Below are 15,498 nucleotides of genomic sequence, written 5' to 3'. Positions count from 1 at the left end.
CAGAACACCGGCGACATCCGGACTCGACTCGTGGACGGGCCGAAGCTGACCGAGTTCGCGGCGTCGCTTCCGTTCCCGCTCGATCCCTTCCAGATCCGTGCGTGCTCGGCCCTCGAGGACGGGCACGGCGTACTGGTGTGCGCGCCGACCGGAGCCGGCAAGACCGTCGTCGGCGAGTTCGCCGTCCACCTCGCACTCACCAGCGGCGCGAAGTGTTTCTACACCACCCCCATCAAGGCACTGAGCAACCAGAAGTACGCCGAGCTCGTCGCGCGCTACGGCAAGGGCTACGTCGGCCTGCTCACCGGTGACCAGAGCATCAACTCGGACGCACCGATCGTCATCATGACCACCGAGGTGCTCCGCAACATGCTGTACGCGGAATCGCCTGCGCTGCGCGGACTCTCGCACGTGGTGATGGACGAGGTGCACTACCTCGCCGACCGGTTCCGCGGCGCCGTGTGGGAGGAGGTCATCCTGCACCTGTCCGAGGACGTCCGGCTCGTCAGCCTGTCGGCGACGGTGAGCAACGCCGAGGAGTTCGGCGCCTGGATGGAGACGGTGCGTGGCAACACCACCGTCGTCGTCGACGAGACCCGCCCGGTTCCGCTGTGGCAGCACATCCTCGTCGGTCGCCGCCTGTTCGACCTTTTCGACGTCGAGGCGAACAACGGTGCTCCGGGCGGCGTGGTCGTGGACAAGAACCTCGTCCGGTACGTCAAGGAACGAGTGCAGGCCGAGCGCATGGGCGCCTGGGAGGCCCCACGCGGCCGTGGCCCGCGGTCGGGTCGGTCCGGTGGCCGCCCCGGCCGGCCGGAATCTCGTCCGATCCCGCGGCCCGACGTCATCAAGCTCCTCGACGAGGAGGGGTTGCTTCCCGCCATCACGTTCATCTTCAGCCGCGCCGGGTGCGACGGCGCCGTCGATCAGTGTCTTCGATCGGGACTGCGGCTGACCTCCGAGGAGCAGGCGCGCGAGATCACCGAGGTCGTCGAACGCCACACCGCCGAGATCCCGCGCAGCGACCTCGAGGTGCTCGGCTACTGGGAGTGGCGCGACGCCCTCGAGCGGGGCATCGCCGCGCATCACGCAGGGATGCTGCCGGTGTTCCGGCACACGGTAGAGGAGCTGTTCGTCCGCGGTCTGGTCCGCGCGGTCTTCGCGACGGAGACCCTCGCCCTCGGCATCAACATGCCGGCGCGGACGGTGGTGCTCGAGCGCCTCGTGAAGTTCAACGGTGAGGCGCACGCCAACCTGTCGGCGGGGGAGTACACGCAACTCACCGGCCGCGCCGGTCGTCGCGGTATCGACGTCGAGGGTCATGCGGTGGTGCTGTGGCAGTCGGGTGTCGAGCCGACGGAGGTGGCCGGGTTGGCCTCCACCCGTACGTTCCCCCTGCGGAGTTCGTTCCGCCCGTCGTACAACATGGCGGTGAACCTGGTCGACCGGATGGGTGTCGACGCGTCCCGGATGCTGCTCGAACGGTCGTTCGCGCAGTACCAGGCCGATGCGTCCGTCGTCGGGTTGGTGCGCGGTATCGAGAAGAACGCCGTGGCTCGGCGCGAGTTGCTCGGCAAGTTGGGCGGCGAGGACTCGCCCTACGTCGAGTACACCGCCCTGCGCGCGCGCCTCAAGGAGCGCGAACGCGAGCTCGAGCGTCAGGGCCGCACGGATCGTCGCAACGATGCCGTCACGTCGCTGGTGTCGCTGCGGCGCGGCGACGTCATCTCCATCCCGTCCGGTCGACGCTCGGGACTGGCTGTCGTCCTGGAGACCGACGCGAACTCGGTGGACCCGCGGCCGCTGGTGCTCACCGAGGACAAGTGGGCGGGGCGCGTGTCGTCGGCGGACTTCCCCACACCGGTGTCGGCTCTCGGCCACATGCGCCTTCCCCGCCACGTCGATCACCGCACGGCGCAGACCCGTCGGGACCTGGCGTCCGCGCTCCGGGGAACGGGGATCAGCGCGCCGGGACGCGGTCGGCGCCGGCAGTCGTCGGCAGGCGACGATCGCGAGCTCGGAGTGCTGCGCCGCGCCGTCCGCTCGCATCCGTGCCACACCTGGCCGGATCGTGAGCATCTCGCCCGGCTGGCCGAGAAGTACAGCCGGCTCGAACGTGACACCGATGCGATGAAGCAGAAGGTCGCCGCGACCACCAACTCGTTGGCCCGTACCTTCGATCGCATCCTGGCGCTGCTCACCGAGCGCGGCTATCTGGCCGCAGGTCCTGACGGCGAGGTCGCGGTCACCGACCGAGGAGCCAAGCTCGGACGTCTGTACTCGGAGTCGGACCTGCTGGTCGCGGAGTGCCTCGCCGAGGGAATCTGGCGCGGCCTCGGGCCGGCCGAGCTCGCCGCCGTGGTCTCGACCGTCGTGTACGAGTCGCGCCAGGAGGGTGAGAGCGCGGAGCAGGGTCCGACCGGGAACATCCGACACGCGTTGACCCGCACCGTCGCCGCGTGGCACGAGCTCCGCGCGGACGAGATCCGACTGAAGCTGCCTCCGACGCGGGAACCCGACACCGGGTTCGCGGTGGCCGTCTACAAGTGGGCTCGCAAGGAGTCGCTCGAGGACGTGCTGTTCGCCGCGGGTCAGCACGGCCGCGCCCTGTCCGGCGGAGACTTCGTACGGTGGTGCCGCCAGGTCATCGATCTGCTCGACCAGATCCGCTCGGCGTCCCCCGACGACGAGGTCACCGCGACCGCCACGAAGGCGATCTCGGCGATACGGCGCGGAGTCGTCGCCGTCGATGCCGCATGATGGTCTCCACAGTCACAGCAGTCACCACAGGCACCCACCGGAGGCGATGATGAGCGGCCCGTACAACCCCGACGACCGTTCCTCGGCCGGTGAGGACACGCCCACCAGCCAGTACCCGAGCGGACAGCAGCCGGGCTACGACCAGCAGGCCTACGGTCAGCAGCCCTACGGTCAACAGCCCTACGGTCAACAGCCCTATGGTCAGCAGCCGGGCTACGACCAGCAGGCCTACGGTCAGCAACCCCAGTACGGGCAGCCGCCTTACGGCCAGCAGCCCCAGTACGGCCAACAGCCTTACGGCCAGCAGCCTTACGGCCAACAGCCCTACGGCCAACAGCCCTACGGCCAGCAGCCCTACGGACAGCCGGGCTACCCGCAGGGCAACCAGCAGTGGAACGCCGCGCCGGCGCAGAAGCAGTCGAAGGTGCCGTTCATCGTGGGCGGCGTCGTCATCGCTGCGATCGTCGTGGCGGGTGGGATCTACGCGGCCACGTCGCTGGGCGGCGACACCCTGGACAACTCCGCGGTGCAGAGCGGGGTGGCCAAGATCGTGACGGAGTCCTACGGCGCGATCGACGTCTCCGCGGTGTCCTGCCCGTCGGGCCAGAAGGTGGAGGCGAACACGACCTTCTCCTGCGACCTGACGGTGGACGGTGAGGCGCGCTCGGTGACGGTGACCGTCAAGGACGACCAGGGCACCTACGAGGTCGGCCGGCCCCAGTAGCTCACCGCGCCATCGCGGTGAGAAGGCGGCCGACGGAGTTCTGCACGCCGAGTTCCTCGGCGAGCGCCGCGAGGCGTTCCGGATCGACGGGCTCGTGCGGCAGCAGGTCGGGACGCGACCAGATGATGTCCGCATCGGTCACCACCCGTACCACCGGGAGGGCGGCGTCGATGTAGTCGCGGGAGCTCTGGATCTTCGCGCGCACCCCGGCCGACATCTCGGGGTCGCCCGAGTCGGCGGCGGCGAGCAACGCCTCGAGGGAGCCGAACTTCTTCATGAGCGACGCCGCGGTCTTCTCCCCGACGCCCTTCACCCCGGGCAGTCCGTCGGACGAATCACCGCGCAGCAGTGCGAGTTCCGCGTAGCCCGGCCCGGGTCGGTCCGCGGGCACCCCGTACTTCTCGGCCACTTCTGCCGGGCCGAACAGCTCGGCTTTCGCCAGTCCGCGTCCCGCGTAGAGCACACGCACCGGAACCGGATCGTCGGAGACGACCTGCAACAGGTCGCGGTCTCCGCTGACCACCACCACGGTGCCGTCGCGCTCGGTGGCGGCGAGGGTTCCCAACACGTCGTCCGCCTCGAGACCCTCCGCTCCGGCCGTCGCGATGCCCGCGGCCTCGAGGATCTCCAGGATCAGGTTCACCTGCGGACCCAGTGCGTCGGGTGCCTCCTCCGCGTCCGGGCCCGCAGCGGACTCGGTGAGCACCCGATGCGCCTTGTAGGACGGCACCAGATCGACCCGGAAGGTGGGACGCCAGTCGAGGTCGAGGCAGACGGCCAGTCGGGACGCACCCGTCCGCGTGATGAGGGACGCGACCATGTCGGTGAAACCACGCACCGCGTTCACCGGCCGACCGTCGGGCGCCGTGATCGATTCGGGCAACGCGTGGAAGGCCCGGAACCACAGGCTCGCCGCATCGAGGAGAAGTACCGTGTCTCTGCTCTCGGCCGTCATGCGCCACATCCTGCCGCATGTAGGCGGCACCGGAGTCGATAGCCTGGCATCATGACGTCTCGGTTTCCCTCCTCCGTGTATCGCACCCGCCTCGACCGAGCGGCGGCTCTCGCTGCCGAGGCCGGTCTCGACGCGCTGCTGATCACGCCCGGACCCGACCTGCGCTATCTGCTCGGCTCGCGCGCCGAGTCGTTCGAGCGTCTGACCTGCCTCGTCGTCCCGGCGGACGGCACGCCCGCGTCGGTGGTGGTGCCTCGCATCGAACTGGCGGCGTTGAAGGACTCGGCCGCGGCCGACCTGGGAATCGAGCTGCGGGACTGGGTCGACGGCGTGAATCCGCATCAGGCAGTCGCGGCGCTGCTTCCCGGCCCGGCCCGGACCGCTGTCACCGACGCCATGCCCGCCCTGCATCTCGTTCCGCTGACCGAGGCGCTCGGCGCGATGCCCGTCCTGGCGACGGCGGTCCTGCGCGAGCTCCGGATGACCAAGGACGACGCGGAGATCGGCGCGTTGCGCACGGCGGGCGCCGCCATCGACCGCGTCCACGCGCGCATGGGCGAGTTCCTCGCGGCCGGGCGCACCGAAGCGCAGGTCGCTGCCGACATCTCGGCCGCGATCCTCGAGGAGGGACACACCGAGGCGGCGTTCGTCATCGTCGGCTCGGGCCCGCACGGCGCCGACCCGCACCACGAGGTGTCCGAGCGCGTGATCGAGGAGGGCGACGTCGTCGTCATCGACATCGGTGGCCCCGTCGAGCCGGGCTACAACTCGGACTCCACCCGGACCTACAGCATCGGCGAGCCGTCGGACTCGGTCGCTGCGACCGTGGCGGTCCTCGAGCGCGCGCAGCAGGCAGCCGTCGATGCAGTCCGTCCCGGAGTCACCGCGGAGTCGATCGACGCCGCCGCACGCGACATCCTGGTCGACGCCGGCTACGGCGACGTCTTCGTGCACCGCACCGGGCACGGCATCGGCCTCTCGGTGCACGAGGAGCCGTACATCGTGGCGGGCAACGACATTCCGCTCGAGGTGGGGATGGCGTTCAGCATCGAGCCGGGGGTGTACTTCACCGGCGAGTGGGGCGCCCGCATCGAGGACATCGTCATCGTGACTCCGGAGGGCTGCGAGTCGGTCAACACGCGGCCGCACGGCCTGACCGTGCTTCCGGTGCGATGAGCCTCGACCTCCTCGCCACACTGCGACGCGAGGGCGACCGCCTCGCGTCGATGCCTGTCGAGGCGCTGACGGCGCCGGTACCCACCGTGCCGGGATGGACGCTCGAGCACGTGGTCCGACACACGGGCAAGGTCCACCGGTGGGCGAACGCGGTGATCCTGGCGGGCCCGGGTGCGGACACGGGCGCGGTGGCGAAGCAGCAGGTCGAATCGTTACCCAAGGGCCCGGACAGTCTCCCCGCGTACCGATCGTCGCTGGAGGCGATGGTCGCCACGTTCGAGTCGACGGATCCCGAGGCGGTCGTGGAGACGTTCGTCGGCGCGCGCACGGCCGCGTGGTGGCTCCGACGGCAGGCACACGAGGTCGCCGTGCACCGCATCGACGCCGCCGACGCCGTCCGCGCCGCCGGGGGAGTGGCGCCCGAGGCGCTCGATCCCGACGCCGCCGCGGACGCCGTGGCCGAGCTGACCGAGGTGCAGTATCCGCACCGACTGCTCCTCGACCGCCTGACGCCCGAGTCGATCGGGCGCACCGTGCACGTGCACGGAACGGACGTGGACGACCTGGAGTGGACGTTCACGCTCGGGGCCGAAGTCCTCGCCAGTGCGCGCGGGCACGGGAAAGCCGATGTGGCACTGCGGGGTACGGCAGAGCACCTGCTGCTGGTGCTCTGCCGTCGTCGACCACTCGACGTGCTCACCGTCTTCGGTGACACTTCGGTCGCGGAGTCACTGCTCGACGCGTCCCGCTTCTGACGTCACTCGAGGAAGTCGAGCAGCGCCGTGTTGACCTCCTGGTAGTGGGTCCACAGGAGACCGTGGGGCGCGCCCTCCACCTCGACGTAGGTGGCCTCGGGGAAGGCGTCGTGGAACGGGCGACCCGTCGAGTCGATCGGCAGGATGTTGTCTGCGGTGCCGTGCAGGATCAGTGTGGGCTTGCCCGACTCCCGGACGGTCTGTACGTCGGCGCGGAAGTCGGTGAGCCACGTCGGAACCACCGCGTACGCGGCGATCGGCGCACTCGCCGCCGCGACGTTCCAGCTGTTGCGGACGGCGGCCTCGCTGATGCGCGTGCCGAGCGTGTCGTCCAGGTTGTAGAAGTCCTTGTAGAACGCGTCGAACCAGGCGAAGCGGTCTCCGCGTGCGGCGGCTTCGATGCCGTCGAACACCGACTGCGGCACACCCGTCGGGTTGTCGTCGGTCTGCAGGAGGAACGGCTCGAGCGACGCGAGGAAGGCGAATTTCGCCACACGGTCGGTCCCGTATCGCGAGGCATACCGCGCCAGTTCACCGGTACCCATGGAGAATCCGACGAGAATCACGTCGCGCAGATCCAGCGCTTCGAGCACCTCGTTCAGGTCCGAGGCGAAGGTGTCGTAGTCGTACCCGGACGTGGGCTTGCTCGACTGTCCGAAGCCTCGACGGTCGTACGTCACGACGCGGTGGCCGGCGTCGAGCAGAGCCGCGGTCTGGCGCTCCCACGAGTGTCCGTCGAGCGGATATCCGTGAATGAGGACGACGGGCTGTCCACTGCCGTGATCCTCGTAGTAGACGTCGATCGGGGTGCTGTTCTCGTGTCCGACAGTGATGTGTCCCATGGCGTGCGCGACCTTTCGACGGGAATGTCTCTCGTGAAGAACGAGCGTTCTCGCTCGTGTCGGCTACAGTAGAGAACGTTGGTTCTCGCCGCAAGTGCTCACGACGACAGGAGGGTTCGTGGAGACCGATCATCGCGCCAGGATCCTCTCGGCGGCAGACACGCTGTTCTATGCCAAGGGGGTGCAGGCCGTCGGTATGGACGAACTGCGCACCGAGGCGGGCGTTCCGCTCAAACGGCTCTACGCGGAGTTCCCGTCCAAGGCCGCGATCGTCACCGCGGTGCTCGACGGCCGGACGACGATGTGGAACAACCGCATCGACGAGGCCGAGAGCGCACACGAGTCACCGCGGGACAAGCTGTTGTCGATCTTCGACTTCCTACACGACTGGTTCCTCGAGGACGACTTCCGCGGGTGCGCGTTCATCAACTCGTTCGGGGAACTCGGCGCCACGATGCCCGCGGTGTCCGATGCCGCGCGCGCCCACAAGCTGACGTTCATCGACCATGTCACGACGCTGGCCGTCGCGGCCGGGGCGTCGCCCACCGTGGGACTGCAGATCGCGCTGTTGGCCGAGGGTGCTCAGACCACCGCGGCCATCACGCGGTCGAGCGAGACCGCGCGGGCGGCCAGGGAGGCCGCCGCCCGATTGCTCAGTCCCGCAACGACTGGGAGCCCATCACCCGGGTGACGGTGATCTCGATGACCACGCGCTCCGGGTTCTCCCGCGGCGTCCGGTAGCGCTGGGCGTAACGGTTCTCCGCATCACGCACGGCGTCGGGTTCGCGCAGGATGCGTGCCGGCCCCTCGAGGGTCAGCCATCGCGCCCCGTCGACCTGAGTCACGGCGCCGTAGCCGCCGCGCTCGGCGTTGCGCACCTTCTGCGATCCGTCCCGCGTGATCACTCGCGCCAGACCTGCCTCCGGATCCCAGGTGAATCCCACCGCCACCACGTGCGGTGTGCCGTCCTGACGCTTCGTGGCCAGCGTTGCCAGATGACGCTCGGTGAGGAAGGTTCCGGCGTCGGCGTTCAGCGAGGAGGGGGTGGCGGGCATGACCGCCACGATAATCGAGGACACTGGACGCCGTGACCCACCCACCGGCCGGCCGTGACCTGACCACACCCGACCAGTCGAGCACCGGCATTCTGCTGCTCCTCGGTGGTCGCAGCGACATCGGTCTCGAGATCGCGGAGCGCCTCGCGCGCGGCCGCCACGTCGTCCTCGCCGCCCGGCGGTCCGACGATCTGGTCGCCGAATCGGAACGAGTGCGCGCGGCCGGCGCGAGTCGGGTGACGACGCTCGAGTTCGACGCCGACGACCTGGCGTCGCACGACGGTCTCGTGACGTCGGTTCTGGCTCACGGGCCGATCGACACGGCGGTCCTGGCCTTCGGCATCCTGGGCGATCAGACGCGCGCCGAGACGGATGCGGCGCACGCGGTGGCCGTCGTCCACACGGACTACGTGGCGCAGGTCAGCATGCTGACACATCTCTCGACGGCGCTGCGCGAGCAGGGATCCGGCCGGCTCGTCGTCTTCTCTTCCGTCGCCGGCGCTCGGGTCCGCCGGGCGAACTACGTCTACGGGTCGGCGAAGGCCGGACTGGACGGATTCGCGTCCGGTCTCGCCGACGCGCTGCACGGGACCGGCGTGCGGTTGCTGCTGATCCGACCGGGTTTCGTCATCGGCCGGATGACCGAGGGGATGTCTCCCGCACCGATGTCGAGCACACCCGGCCAGGTGGCCGACGCGGTGGTCCGCGCGTTGAGCTCGCGGACCGACGTCGTGTGGGTGCCCGGCCGTCTGCGCCTACTCGTCGCCCTGATGCGCGTCCTCCCACGTCCGATCTGGCGCCGGATGCCGCGATGATCGACGTCGTGGGCGTGGGCGCCGACGGATGGGCCGGGCTGTCGCCGACCTCCCGTGACGCCGTCGAATCCGCGGACGTCCTGTTCGGCTCCGAGCGTCAACTCGACGCGGTGCCGGGCACCGCGGCTCGGCGAATCGCGTGGCCCACCCCGATGCTGCCCGCCCTGACCGGTCTCCTGGACGAGCATGCCGGTACGCGGCGATGCGTGCTCGCGAGCGGTGACCCGATGTTTCACGGGATCGGCGTGACGTTGACGCGGCTCCTCGGTGCTGATGCGGTGCGCGTCCTTCCGCACCCGTCGTCGGCGTCGCTCGCGTGCGCCCGTCTCGGCTGGGCGCTCCACGACGTCGAGGTGGTGTCCCTGGTGAACAGGCCGATCGAGACCGTACTGCCCGCCCTGACACACCGACGCCGCGTCCTCGTGCTCGCCGAGAACGAGAGCACCGCAGCCGAACTCGCGACTCTGCTGCTGAGCCGTGACCTCGGCTCCAGTGCCATGTCCGTGCTCGAGCAACTCGGGGGACCGCGCGAGCGGGTGCGTGCGCTGCCCGTCACCGACTGGGTGCACGCGCGCGACGTCGACTCACTGAACGTCGTTGCGCTCGAGGTGCGGGGCCACACCGTCTCGCGCGCACCCGGACTCGACGACGCGCTCTACGTGGGCGACGGTCAGCTGACCAAACGTGAGGTCAGGGCGCTGACTCTCAGCGCCCTCGCGCCCTCACCGGGTGAACGTCTGTGGGACGTCGGCGGCGGGTCGGGAAGCATCGCGATCGAATGGATGCGCACGCATCCGGCATGTTCCGCGATCGCGTTCGAGCGCGTCGAGTCCAGATCCGCCACTATCCGGACCAATGCTGTCGCCCTGGGCGTTCCGTCGCTCGTCGTCCGCGGCGCGGCACCCGATTCCTTGTCCGGTGCGCCCGAACCCGACGCCGTGTTCGTCGGGGGCGGCGCGACGCAACCCGGAGTGATGGACGCCTGCTGGGACGCCCTGCCCGAGGGTGGGCGGCTGGTGGCCAATGCCGTCACCGCGGAGTCGGAATCGCTACTTCTGCAGTGGTATTCGCAGCACGGCGGTCTGCTGCGACGATTGCAGGTGCACCGCGGCGAACCGCTCGGCGGATTCACCGGGTGGCGTCCGCAGATGCCGGTGACGCAGTGGAGCGTCGTGAAGAAGGAGACAGCGTGACCGTCAGATTCGTCGGCGCGGGACCCGGTGCGGCCGATCTCGTGACCGTCCGCGCAGCCCGCATCATCGCGTCGAGCCCGGTCTGCCTGTACGCCGGGTCGTTGGTGCCACGCGAACTGCTCGACACGTGCCCGGCAGACGCCCGCGTCGTGAACACCGCTCGCATGACGCTCGACGCGATCGTCGACGAACTCGTCACCGCCTCGCGTGACGGCCTCGACGTCGCCCGCGTGCACTCCGGCGATCCGTCGCTGTACAGCGCCGTCGCCGAGCAGTCGCGACGACTCGACGCGGCGGGCGTGGACTACGAGATCGTGCCGGGTGTTCCGGCGTTCGCCGCGGCTGCGGCCGCGCTGGGTCGCGAACTCACCGTGCCCGGGATCTCGCAGAGCGTGGTGTTGACACGGGTGTCGACGTTGTCGACGGCCATGCCCGACGGCGAGGATCTGCCCACGTTGGCACGGAGCGGGGCGACACTGGTCATTCATCTCGGTGCGCGCCAGATCCACAGCATCACCGAGCAACTCGTGCCGCACTACGGATCCGACTGTCCCGCAGCGGTGGTGGCCTTCGCCAGCCGCGCGGACGAGGTGATCGTGCGGGGCACACTGGCCGATCTCGCGGACGCGACGGTGGCGGCAGGCATCGTCAAGACGGCGGTCGTGGTCGTCGGCCGCGTCTTGTCGGCCGAGGGCTTCCCGGACAGCTTCCTGTACTCGGCGGCCCGGCGACGGCTCGATCACTGACTGTCCGGGGCCGGTAAGGTCGCCCCAATGCATGTTCTGGTTCTCGGTGGCACGTCCGAAGCACGTCAGCTCGCGATCAAGCTGGACGGACTGCACGGCACCACCGTGACCTCCTCGCTCGCCGGCCGAGTGGCCGATCCCGTGCTCCCGGTGGGGGAGGTGCGGATCGGCGGCTTCGGTGGAGTGGACGGTCTGCGCGAGTGGATCACGGAGCACGAGGTGACGCACGTCGTCGACGCCACGCATCCCTACGCCGCGACGATGACGGCGCATGCGGTCGAGGTCTGCACGGCGGCCGACGTGCCGCTGGTGCTGGTGCGTCGCGCGCCGTGGAGTCCGCTGGCCGAGGACGACTGGATCACGGTGCCGTCGATGCCGGCGGCAGCGCAGGCACTCGCCGACCGACCCGCTCTCGCCCGCGTCCTGCTCACCATCGGCCGACAGGGCGTGCACCACTTCGCGTCCCTGGACGACCAACACTTCATCGTGCGGTGCATCGATCCGCCCGAGGGCGAGGTCCCCGCGCACTCGAGCATTCTGGAGTCACGCGGGCCGTTCGACCTCGAGGGCGAGCGCGAGCTGTTGGACGAGCACCGCATCGACGTGGTGGTGAGCAAGAACAGCGGCGGCAAGCTCACGTCGGCCAAGCTTCAGGCCGCCCGCGAGCGCGGCATCCCCGTCGTCATGGTGGAACGGCCGCCCGTTCAGGACGACGTTCCCGTGGTGCCGACAGCCGACAAGTGCGTGACCTGGTTACTGAAGCGACGCACTCCCCGCGCCGCTCCCGACGCGGGCGATGGGATCGACGGTGTCGTAACGCCGTGACGTGAATACCCGCGGGCCGTCCGCGGTGTGATCGACCGTCGTGGTGGACGCTCCGACGATGAGCAGACAGCGCATGTCGATCGTGGCCGGGTCGAGATCCCCGAGCCGGACGACGGTCACCGATTCCTCGGGTCCCGAGACGTCGCGGCCCACGACGACGGGAGTGTCCGGGCCACGGTGCTCGAGCACGAGCGTCTTCAGCGCCTCCACCTGCCAGGTCCGCGAGCGCGAGGCCGGGTTGTAGACGGCGAACGCCATGTCGGCCGCCGCGATCGCGCGGATGCGGCGCTCGACCACGTCCCACGGCTTGAGGCGATCGGACAGGGACAGAACGGCATAGTCGTGGCCCAGGGGAGCGCCGACGCGGCTCGCGACCGCGTTGGCGGCCGTGACCCCGGGGCAGACGCGCACGGGAACGTGGCGCCATCGGTCCTGCGCCGCCACCTCGAGAACCGCTGCGGCCATGGCGAACACGCCGGGATCGCCGGAGGACACGACGACGACCCGACCGCCGCGAGACGCGAGATCGAGTGCCATCTCGGCCCGTTCCGATTCGACTCGGTTGTCACTCGCGTGTCGACGCTGGCCGGCTCGAACGGGCACCCGGTCGATGTAGGTGGTGTAGCCCACGAGATCGGTGGCGCGGAGCAGCTCGCCGCGCACCTCCGGCGTGGTCCACTCGGCGGAGCCCGGCCCCAATCCGACGACCACCACCTCGCCCGACGCAGCGGGTTCGCTGACCACGTAGGACGGGCTCGAGACCACGGCGATGGAGAAGTACGGAACGTCCGTCGCATCGTCGGCGGCGAGAACGCGTTCGCCGGTGGTGCTCGCGCGCTCGACGTAGCGGGCGCGGTCGATCATGCCGCTGTCGCGCAAGGCTTCGCGCACAGCGGGATACGTGCGGCCCAGCTTGAGGATCGCGGCGGAGTCGGTGTCCTCGAGTCGCCGCGTGAGTTCAGCGCGGGGCAGGGTCCCCGGCAGGATGGTCAGGACCTCGTCACCCTCGACGAGCGGTTCCCCGACCGCCGCGGACGCCGCACTGACCGACGTGACGCCGGGGATCACCTCGGTGTCGAAGCGGTGCGCGAGACGAACGTGCATGTGCTGATACGAGCTGTAGAACATCGGGTCGCCGGCGGCGAGCAGCGCGACCGAGCGCCCGGCCTCGAGGTGCGCCGCCAGACGTTCGGACGCTTCGACGTAGAAGTCCGCGAGCGCGCCGTCGTACCCGCCGGGGTGGTCGGTGCCTTCCGTCGTCACCGGGTAGACCAGGTGCTCCTCGATCTGCCCCTCGCGCAGGTACGGCTCCGCGGTGCGGCGCGAGATGCTCTTGCCGTGCCGGGCGCTGTGGAAGGCGACGACGTCGGCGGCGGTGATGACCCGCGCGGCTTTGACCGTCACCAGCTCCGGATCACCCGGGCCGATACCTACACCCCAGAGCTTGCCGCTCATTCGCGTTCCGTCGCAATGGCATTGACGGCGGCCGCGGCGATGGCGCTGCCACCGCGGCGGCCGAGGACGAGCAGGTGGTCGAGGCCGAGACCGGAGGCGACGAGATCGTCCTTCGACTCCGCGGCGCCGATGAAGCCCACGGGCCCACCCAGGATCGCGGACGGGCGCGGAGCGCCCTGCTGGATCAACTCCATGAGCCGGAACAGTGCGGTGGGTGCGTTGCCGATCGCGACGACGGCGCCGTCGAGGTGGTCGACCCACAGATCTACCGCTGCGGCCGTTCTGGTGGTGCCGCGCTCGCGCGCCATCTCCGGGACGTCCGGTGCGTTGAGGGTGCAGATCACCTCGTTGTCGGCTGGAAGCCGTCGACGGGTGATGCCGGACGCGACCATGGTGGCGTCGCAGAGGATGGGAGCCCCCGCGCGCAGCGCAGCACGGCCCTTCGCCACGACGTCGGCCGTCGACGCGATGGACTGCGCCAGATTCACTTCTCCGCACGCGTGGATCATGCGCACGACGACCTGCGCCACATCGTCGGAGAACGCCGACAAGTCGGCTTCCGCTCGGATGGTCGCGAAGGAGCGCCGGTAGATCTCGTCGCCGTCGCGAATGTAGTCGTGCATGGCTCCACGATAGGGAGCGATGACGCGCCGTGGTCGGCCAGGGTCCGGCGCCGCGGCACGGGGGAGAGGCACCACGGATCGACACCGAATCGTAACGATGGGTCTGTTCCGGTCGTGCTGCAACGCTCGTAACGTTGCCGAGACGAACGACCGCGGGGTCGTCGACGAGAACGGAGCCGAACCATGTTTCCGAGCACTCTGTTCGACCTCGCCGGCCACTGGCTGGTCGACAACTACGCCTTCCCTGGCCAACAGATACTGGCTATCGGTGCCACGCTGTACTACCTGATCGTGACCGCACCGGGCTCCTGATCGGATGCAGGCGGCTCAGGAGCGCTGGTAACCGCTCTCGGTCGCGACCACGTCGGTGACCTCACCGCGGGGTCGGCCACATCGGCGCTCACACCCGACCCAGTGCTCCCGGCCGTCGCCCACCTCGCCGTTCTCCACGGCGACGTCGAGATCGGCGCGCACGTCGGAGTGCGACTTCGCGCAGCCGGGAGAGCCGACGCACGAGCTGGCCCGCACCCACGGTGACTCCGCGTCGAAGATCAGGCCCATCGGGGCCAACACACGCACGACCTGCTCGGCGACGCCCTCGTCGAGATCGAGGAGCACGATGCCGCGCCACGGCGTGACGTGGATCGGCTTCTCGACCGCCGCGAGGAAGAGGGCGGTGCGGGCCGGCAGCACGCCGTGGGCGAGTGCGGCACCGAGCGCGACGGTGGCGTCGTCCTGCACGAACCATCCGATCGGCGGCTCCACCGACGTCTCGACGGCGACCCGAGGGTGGTCGCCGACAGCGTGATCGACGTGACCGAGCACAGCCTCCACGCCGTTCGGCATCTCCGCGATGCGCCAGTGCCCCTGCCGCTCGCGGCGGAACCCGCGTGCCGCGTCGAGCATCACCGCGACCGCGTCGGCCCGCGGGACCCGGACGCCGCTGTCGGCGCCCCCGAGGATGAGGGCGAAGGAGTCCTCGTCGATGGCGTGGACGCCGATGTCGGCGCCGAAACCCGTCACATCGCCGCGGCCGTCGTCGACCGAGAAGAGCACCCGACCCGGCAGGTCGGCCAGCTCAGGATCACCCGTGAGCGAGGTGTCCAGCGAGGACACCAGGTCGCGGACGTCGGCCGTTCCGCCGAGACGACCCGAGAGTGGCGACGCCAGGATGTTGCGGACCCGCTCGTGGGTCTCCGACGGCAGAAGTCCCGCGGCCGCGAGTCGGTCGGCCAGGTCGTCGGGATCGCGTACCGCGCGGAGCTGGACGTTCCCCCGGGAGGTGAGCACCAACTCACCGTCGGACAAGTCTGTCGATGCCGCCGCGAGCACACCCATCTGCTCGGCGCTGAGCGCGCCGCCGGGCAGACGCACCCGAGCCAGCAAGCCGTCCTTCGCCTCGTGCAGTTGGAGCGCCCCGGGGCAGGCGTCCCGTCTGCTCCTGTCCCCGGCATCACTCATGCAGTCCAGGCTACGACGTACGATCATCGCGAAGCACCCCGGAAGCCGGTGAGACTCCGGCGCGGTCGCGCCACTGTGACTCCAGCGTCTCCGGAGAAGTCAGACCTGGGGTG

The 15,498-nt window shown here is 69.8% G+C and carries 16 protein-coding genes and 1 riboswitch; of the genes, 10 read left to right on the top strand and 6 right to left on the bottom strand.

Annotated elements, in window-relative coordinates; genetic code table 11:
- The first annotated feature begins 30 nt into the window (after nucleotides 1-30).
- On the top strand, nucleotides 31-2,760 hold the full coding sequence (locus tag HQ312_RS00630) for an RNA helicase (protein ID WP_056445154.1): 2,730 nt from the start codon (nucleotides 31-33) through the stop codon (nucleotides 2,758-2,760).
- 49 nt (nucleotides 2,761-2,809) lie between these two features.
- The gene (locus tag HQ312_RS00625) at nucleotides 2,810-3,484 is read left to right on the top strand and encodes a DUF4333 domain-containing protein (protein WP_222637550.1); all 675 of its coding nucleotides are present in this window, start codon (nucleotides 2,810-2,812) and stop codon (nucleotides 3,482-3,484) included.
- A 1-nt stretch (nucleotide 3,485) separates the two neighbouring features.
- Here the strand turns inward: HQ312_RS00625 and HQ312_RS00620 are convergent, their stop codons facing one another.
- Entirely contained in the window at nucleotides 3,486-4,448 is a 963-nt protein-coding gene (locus tag HQ312_RS00620) for a 5'-3' exonuclease (protein ID WP_222637549.1), read from the bottom strand.
- A gap of 42 nt (nucleotides 4,449-4,490) precedes the next feature.
- On the opposite strand from HQ312_RS00620, the gene HQ312_RS00615 reads away from it, so the two are divergent.
- On the top strand, nucleotides 4,491-5,615 hold the full coding sequence (locus tag HQ312_RS00615; RefSeq protein WP_027505369.1) for a Xaa-Pro peptidase family protein: 1,125 nt from the start codon (nucleotides 4,491-4,493) through the stop codon (nucleotides 5,613-5,615).
- Complete coding sequence (locus HQ312_RS00610; protein WP_222637546.1) at nucleotides 5,612-6,370, top strand: maleylpyruvate isomerase family mycothiol-dependent enzyme; 759 nt, start codon at nucleotides 5,612-5,614, stop codon at nucleotides 6,368-6,370. Before HQ312_RS00615 ends, HQ312_RS00610 begins: the two co-directional genes overlap by 4 nt.
- A 2-nt stretch (nucleotides 6,371-6,372) precedes the next feature.
- Here HQ312_RS00610 and HQ312_RS00605 read toward each other — a convergent pair whose 3' ends face one another.
- The gene (locus tag HQ312_RS00605) at nucleotides 6,373-7,212 is read right to left on the bottom strand and encodes an alpha/beta fold hydrolase (protein WP_222637542.1); all 840 of its coding nucleotides are present in this window, start codon (nucleotides 7,210-7,212) and stop codon (nucleotides 6,373-6,375) included.
- A 118-nt stretch (nucleotides 7,213-7,330) separates the two neighbouring features.
- Here HQ312_RS00605 and HQ312_RS00600 point away from each other — a divergent pair, with 118 nt between their 5' ends.
- Nucleotides 7,331-7,903, top strand: coding sequence for a TetR/AcrR family transcriptional regulator (locus HQ312_RS00600; protein WP_308123752.1), 573 nt, complete (start codon nucleotides 7,331-7,333; stop codon nucleotides 7,901-7,903).
- Here HQ312_RS00600 and HQ312_RS00595 read toward each other — a convergent pair.
- Nucleotides 7,866-8,267: a PPOX class F420-dependent oxidoreductase gene (locus tag HQ312_RS00595; protein ID WP_056444561.1), complete on the bottom strand. Its 402-nt coding sequence runs from the start codon at nucleotides 8,265-8,267 to the stop codon at nucleotides 7,866-7,868. The genes HQ312_RS00600 and HQ312_RS00595 overlap by 38 nt on opposite strands.
- Before the next feature lie 32 nt (nucleotides 8,268-8,299).
- Between HQ312_RS00595 and HQ312_RS00590 the strand changes: the two genes are divergently transcribed.
- Genes HQ312_RS00590 through HQ312_RS00575 form a run of 4 tightly spaced genes read left to right on the top strand, consistent with a single transcriptional unit; the run spans nucleotide 8,300 to nucleotide 11,846 of the window.
- Nucleotides 8,300-9,082 carry an SDR family NAD(P)-dependent oxidoreductase gene (locus tag HQ312_RS00590; RefSeq protein WP_307093028.1) on the top strand — a complete coding sequence of 261 codons (783 nt, stop codon included), beginning with the start codon at nucleotides 8,300-8,302 and terminating at the stop codon, nucleotides 9,080-9,082.
- A complete protein-coding gene (gene cbiE, locus HQ312_RS00585; protein ID WP_222637536.1) occupies nucleotides 9,079-10,275 on the top strand; it encodes a precorrin-6y C5,15-methyltransferase (decarboxylating) subunit CbiE in 1,197 nt (398 codons plus the stop codon). The genes HQ312_RS00590 and cbiE overlap by 4 nt, the downstream gene beginning before the upstream one ends.
- Complete coding sequence (cobM, locus tag HQ312_RS00580) at nucleotides 10,272-11,021, top strand: precorrin-4 C(11)-methyltransferase (protein WP_027505376.1); 750 nt, start codon at nucleotides 10,272-10,274, stop codon at nucleotides 11,019-11,021. Before cbiE ends, cobM begins: the two co-directional genes overlap by 4 nt.
- A gap of 27 nt (nucleotides 11,022-11,048) precedes the next feature.
- Nucleotides 11,049-11,846, top strand: coding sequence for a cobalt-precorrin-6A reductase (locus HQ312_RS00575; protein ID WP_222637533.1), 798 nt, complete (start codon nucleotides 11,049-11,051; stop codon nucleotides 11,844-11,846).
- On the opposite strand, the gene cobJ is transcribed toward HQ312_RS00575, so the two are convergent.
- Nucleotides 11,775-13,301, bottom strand: a complete 1,527-nt coding sequence (gene cobJ, locus HQ312_RS00570) for a precorrin-3B C(17)-methyltransferase (protein ID WP_056444552.1) — start codon at nucleotides 13,299-13,301, stop codon at nucleotides 11,775-11,777. The two genes, HQ312_RS00575 and cobJ, sit on opposite strands and share 72 nt — an antisense overlap.
- The gene (locus tag HQ312_RS00565; RefSeq protein WP_027505377.1) at nucleotides 13,298-13,924 is read right to left on the bottom strand and encodes a precorrin-8X methylmutase; all 627 of its coding nucleotides are present in this window, start codon (nucleotides 13,922-13,924) and stop codon (nucleotides 13,298-13,300) included. Before HQ312_RS00565 ends, cobJ begins: the two co-directional genes overlap by 4 nt.
- 183 nt (nucleotides 13,925-14,107) lie before the next feature.
- Between HQ312_RS00565 and HQ312_RS21750 the strand changes: the two genes are divergently transcribed.
- Nucleotides 14,108-14,236 (top strand): hypothetical protein, encoded by a 129-nt coding sequence (locus HQ312_RS21750; RefSeq protein WP_261781958.1) that lies wholly within the window; start codon nucleotides 14,108-14,110, stop codon nucleotides 14,234-14,236.
- Between the two features lie 15 nt (nucleotides 14,237-14,251).
- Here the strand turns inward: HQ312_RS21750 and cobG are convergent, their stop codons facing one another.
- On the bottom strand, nucleotides 14,252-15,385 hold the full coding sequence (gene cobG, locus HQ312_RS00560; RefSeq protein ID WP_222637532.1) for a precorrin-3B synthase: 1,134 nt from the start codon (nucleotides 15,383-15,385) through the stop codon (nucleotides 14,252-14,254).
- A gap of 40 nt (nucleotides 15,386-15,425) precedes the next feature.
- Nucleotides 15,426-15,490, top strand: a riboswitch (cobalamin riboswitch).
- Nucleotides 15,491-15,498: the final 8 nt, after the last annotated feature.

The organism is Rhodococcus sp. BP-316, from assembly GCF_019836105.1.
Taxonomy (GTDB): Bacteria; Actinomycetota; Actinomycetes; order Mycobacteriales; family Mycobacteriaceae; genus Rhodococcoides.
Note: the sequence above shows the minus strand (reverse complement) of the source record. Positions and strands in the feature narration are given on the sequence as shown.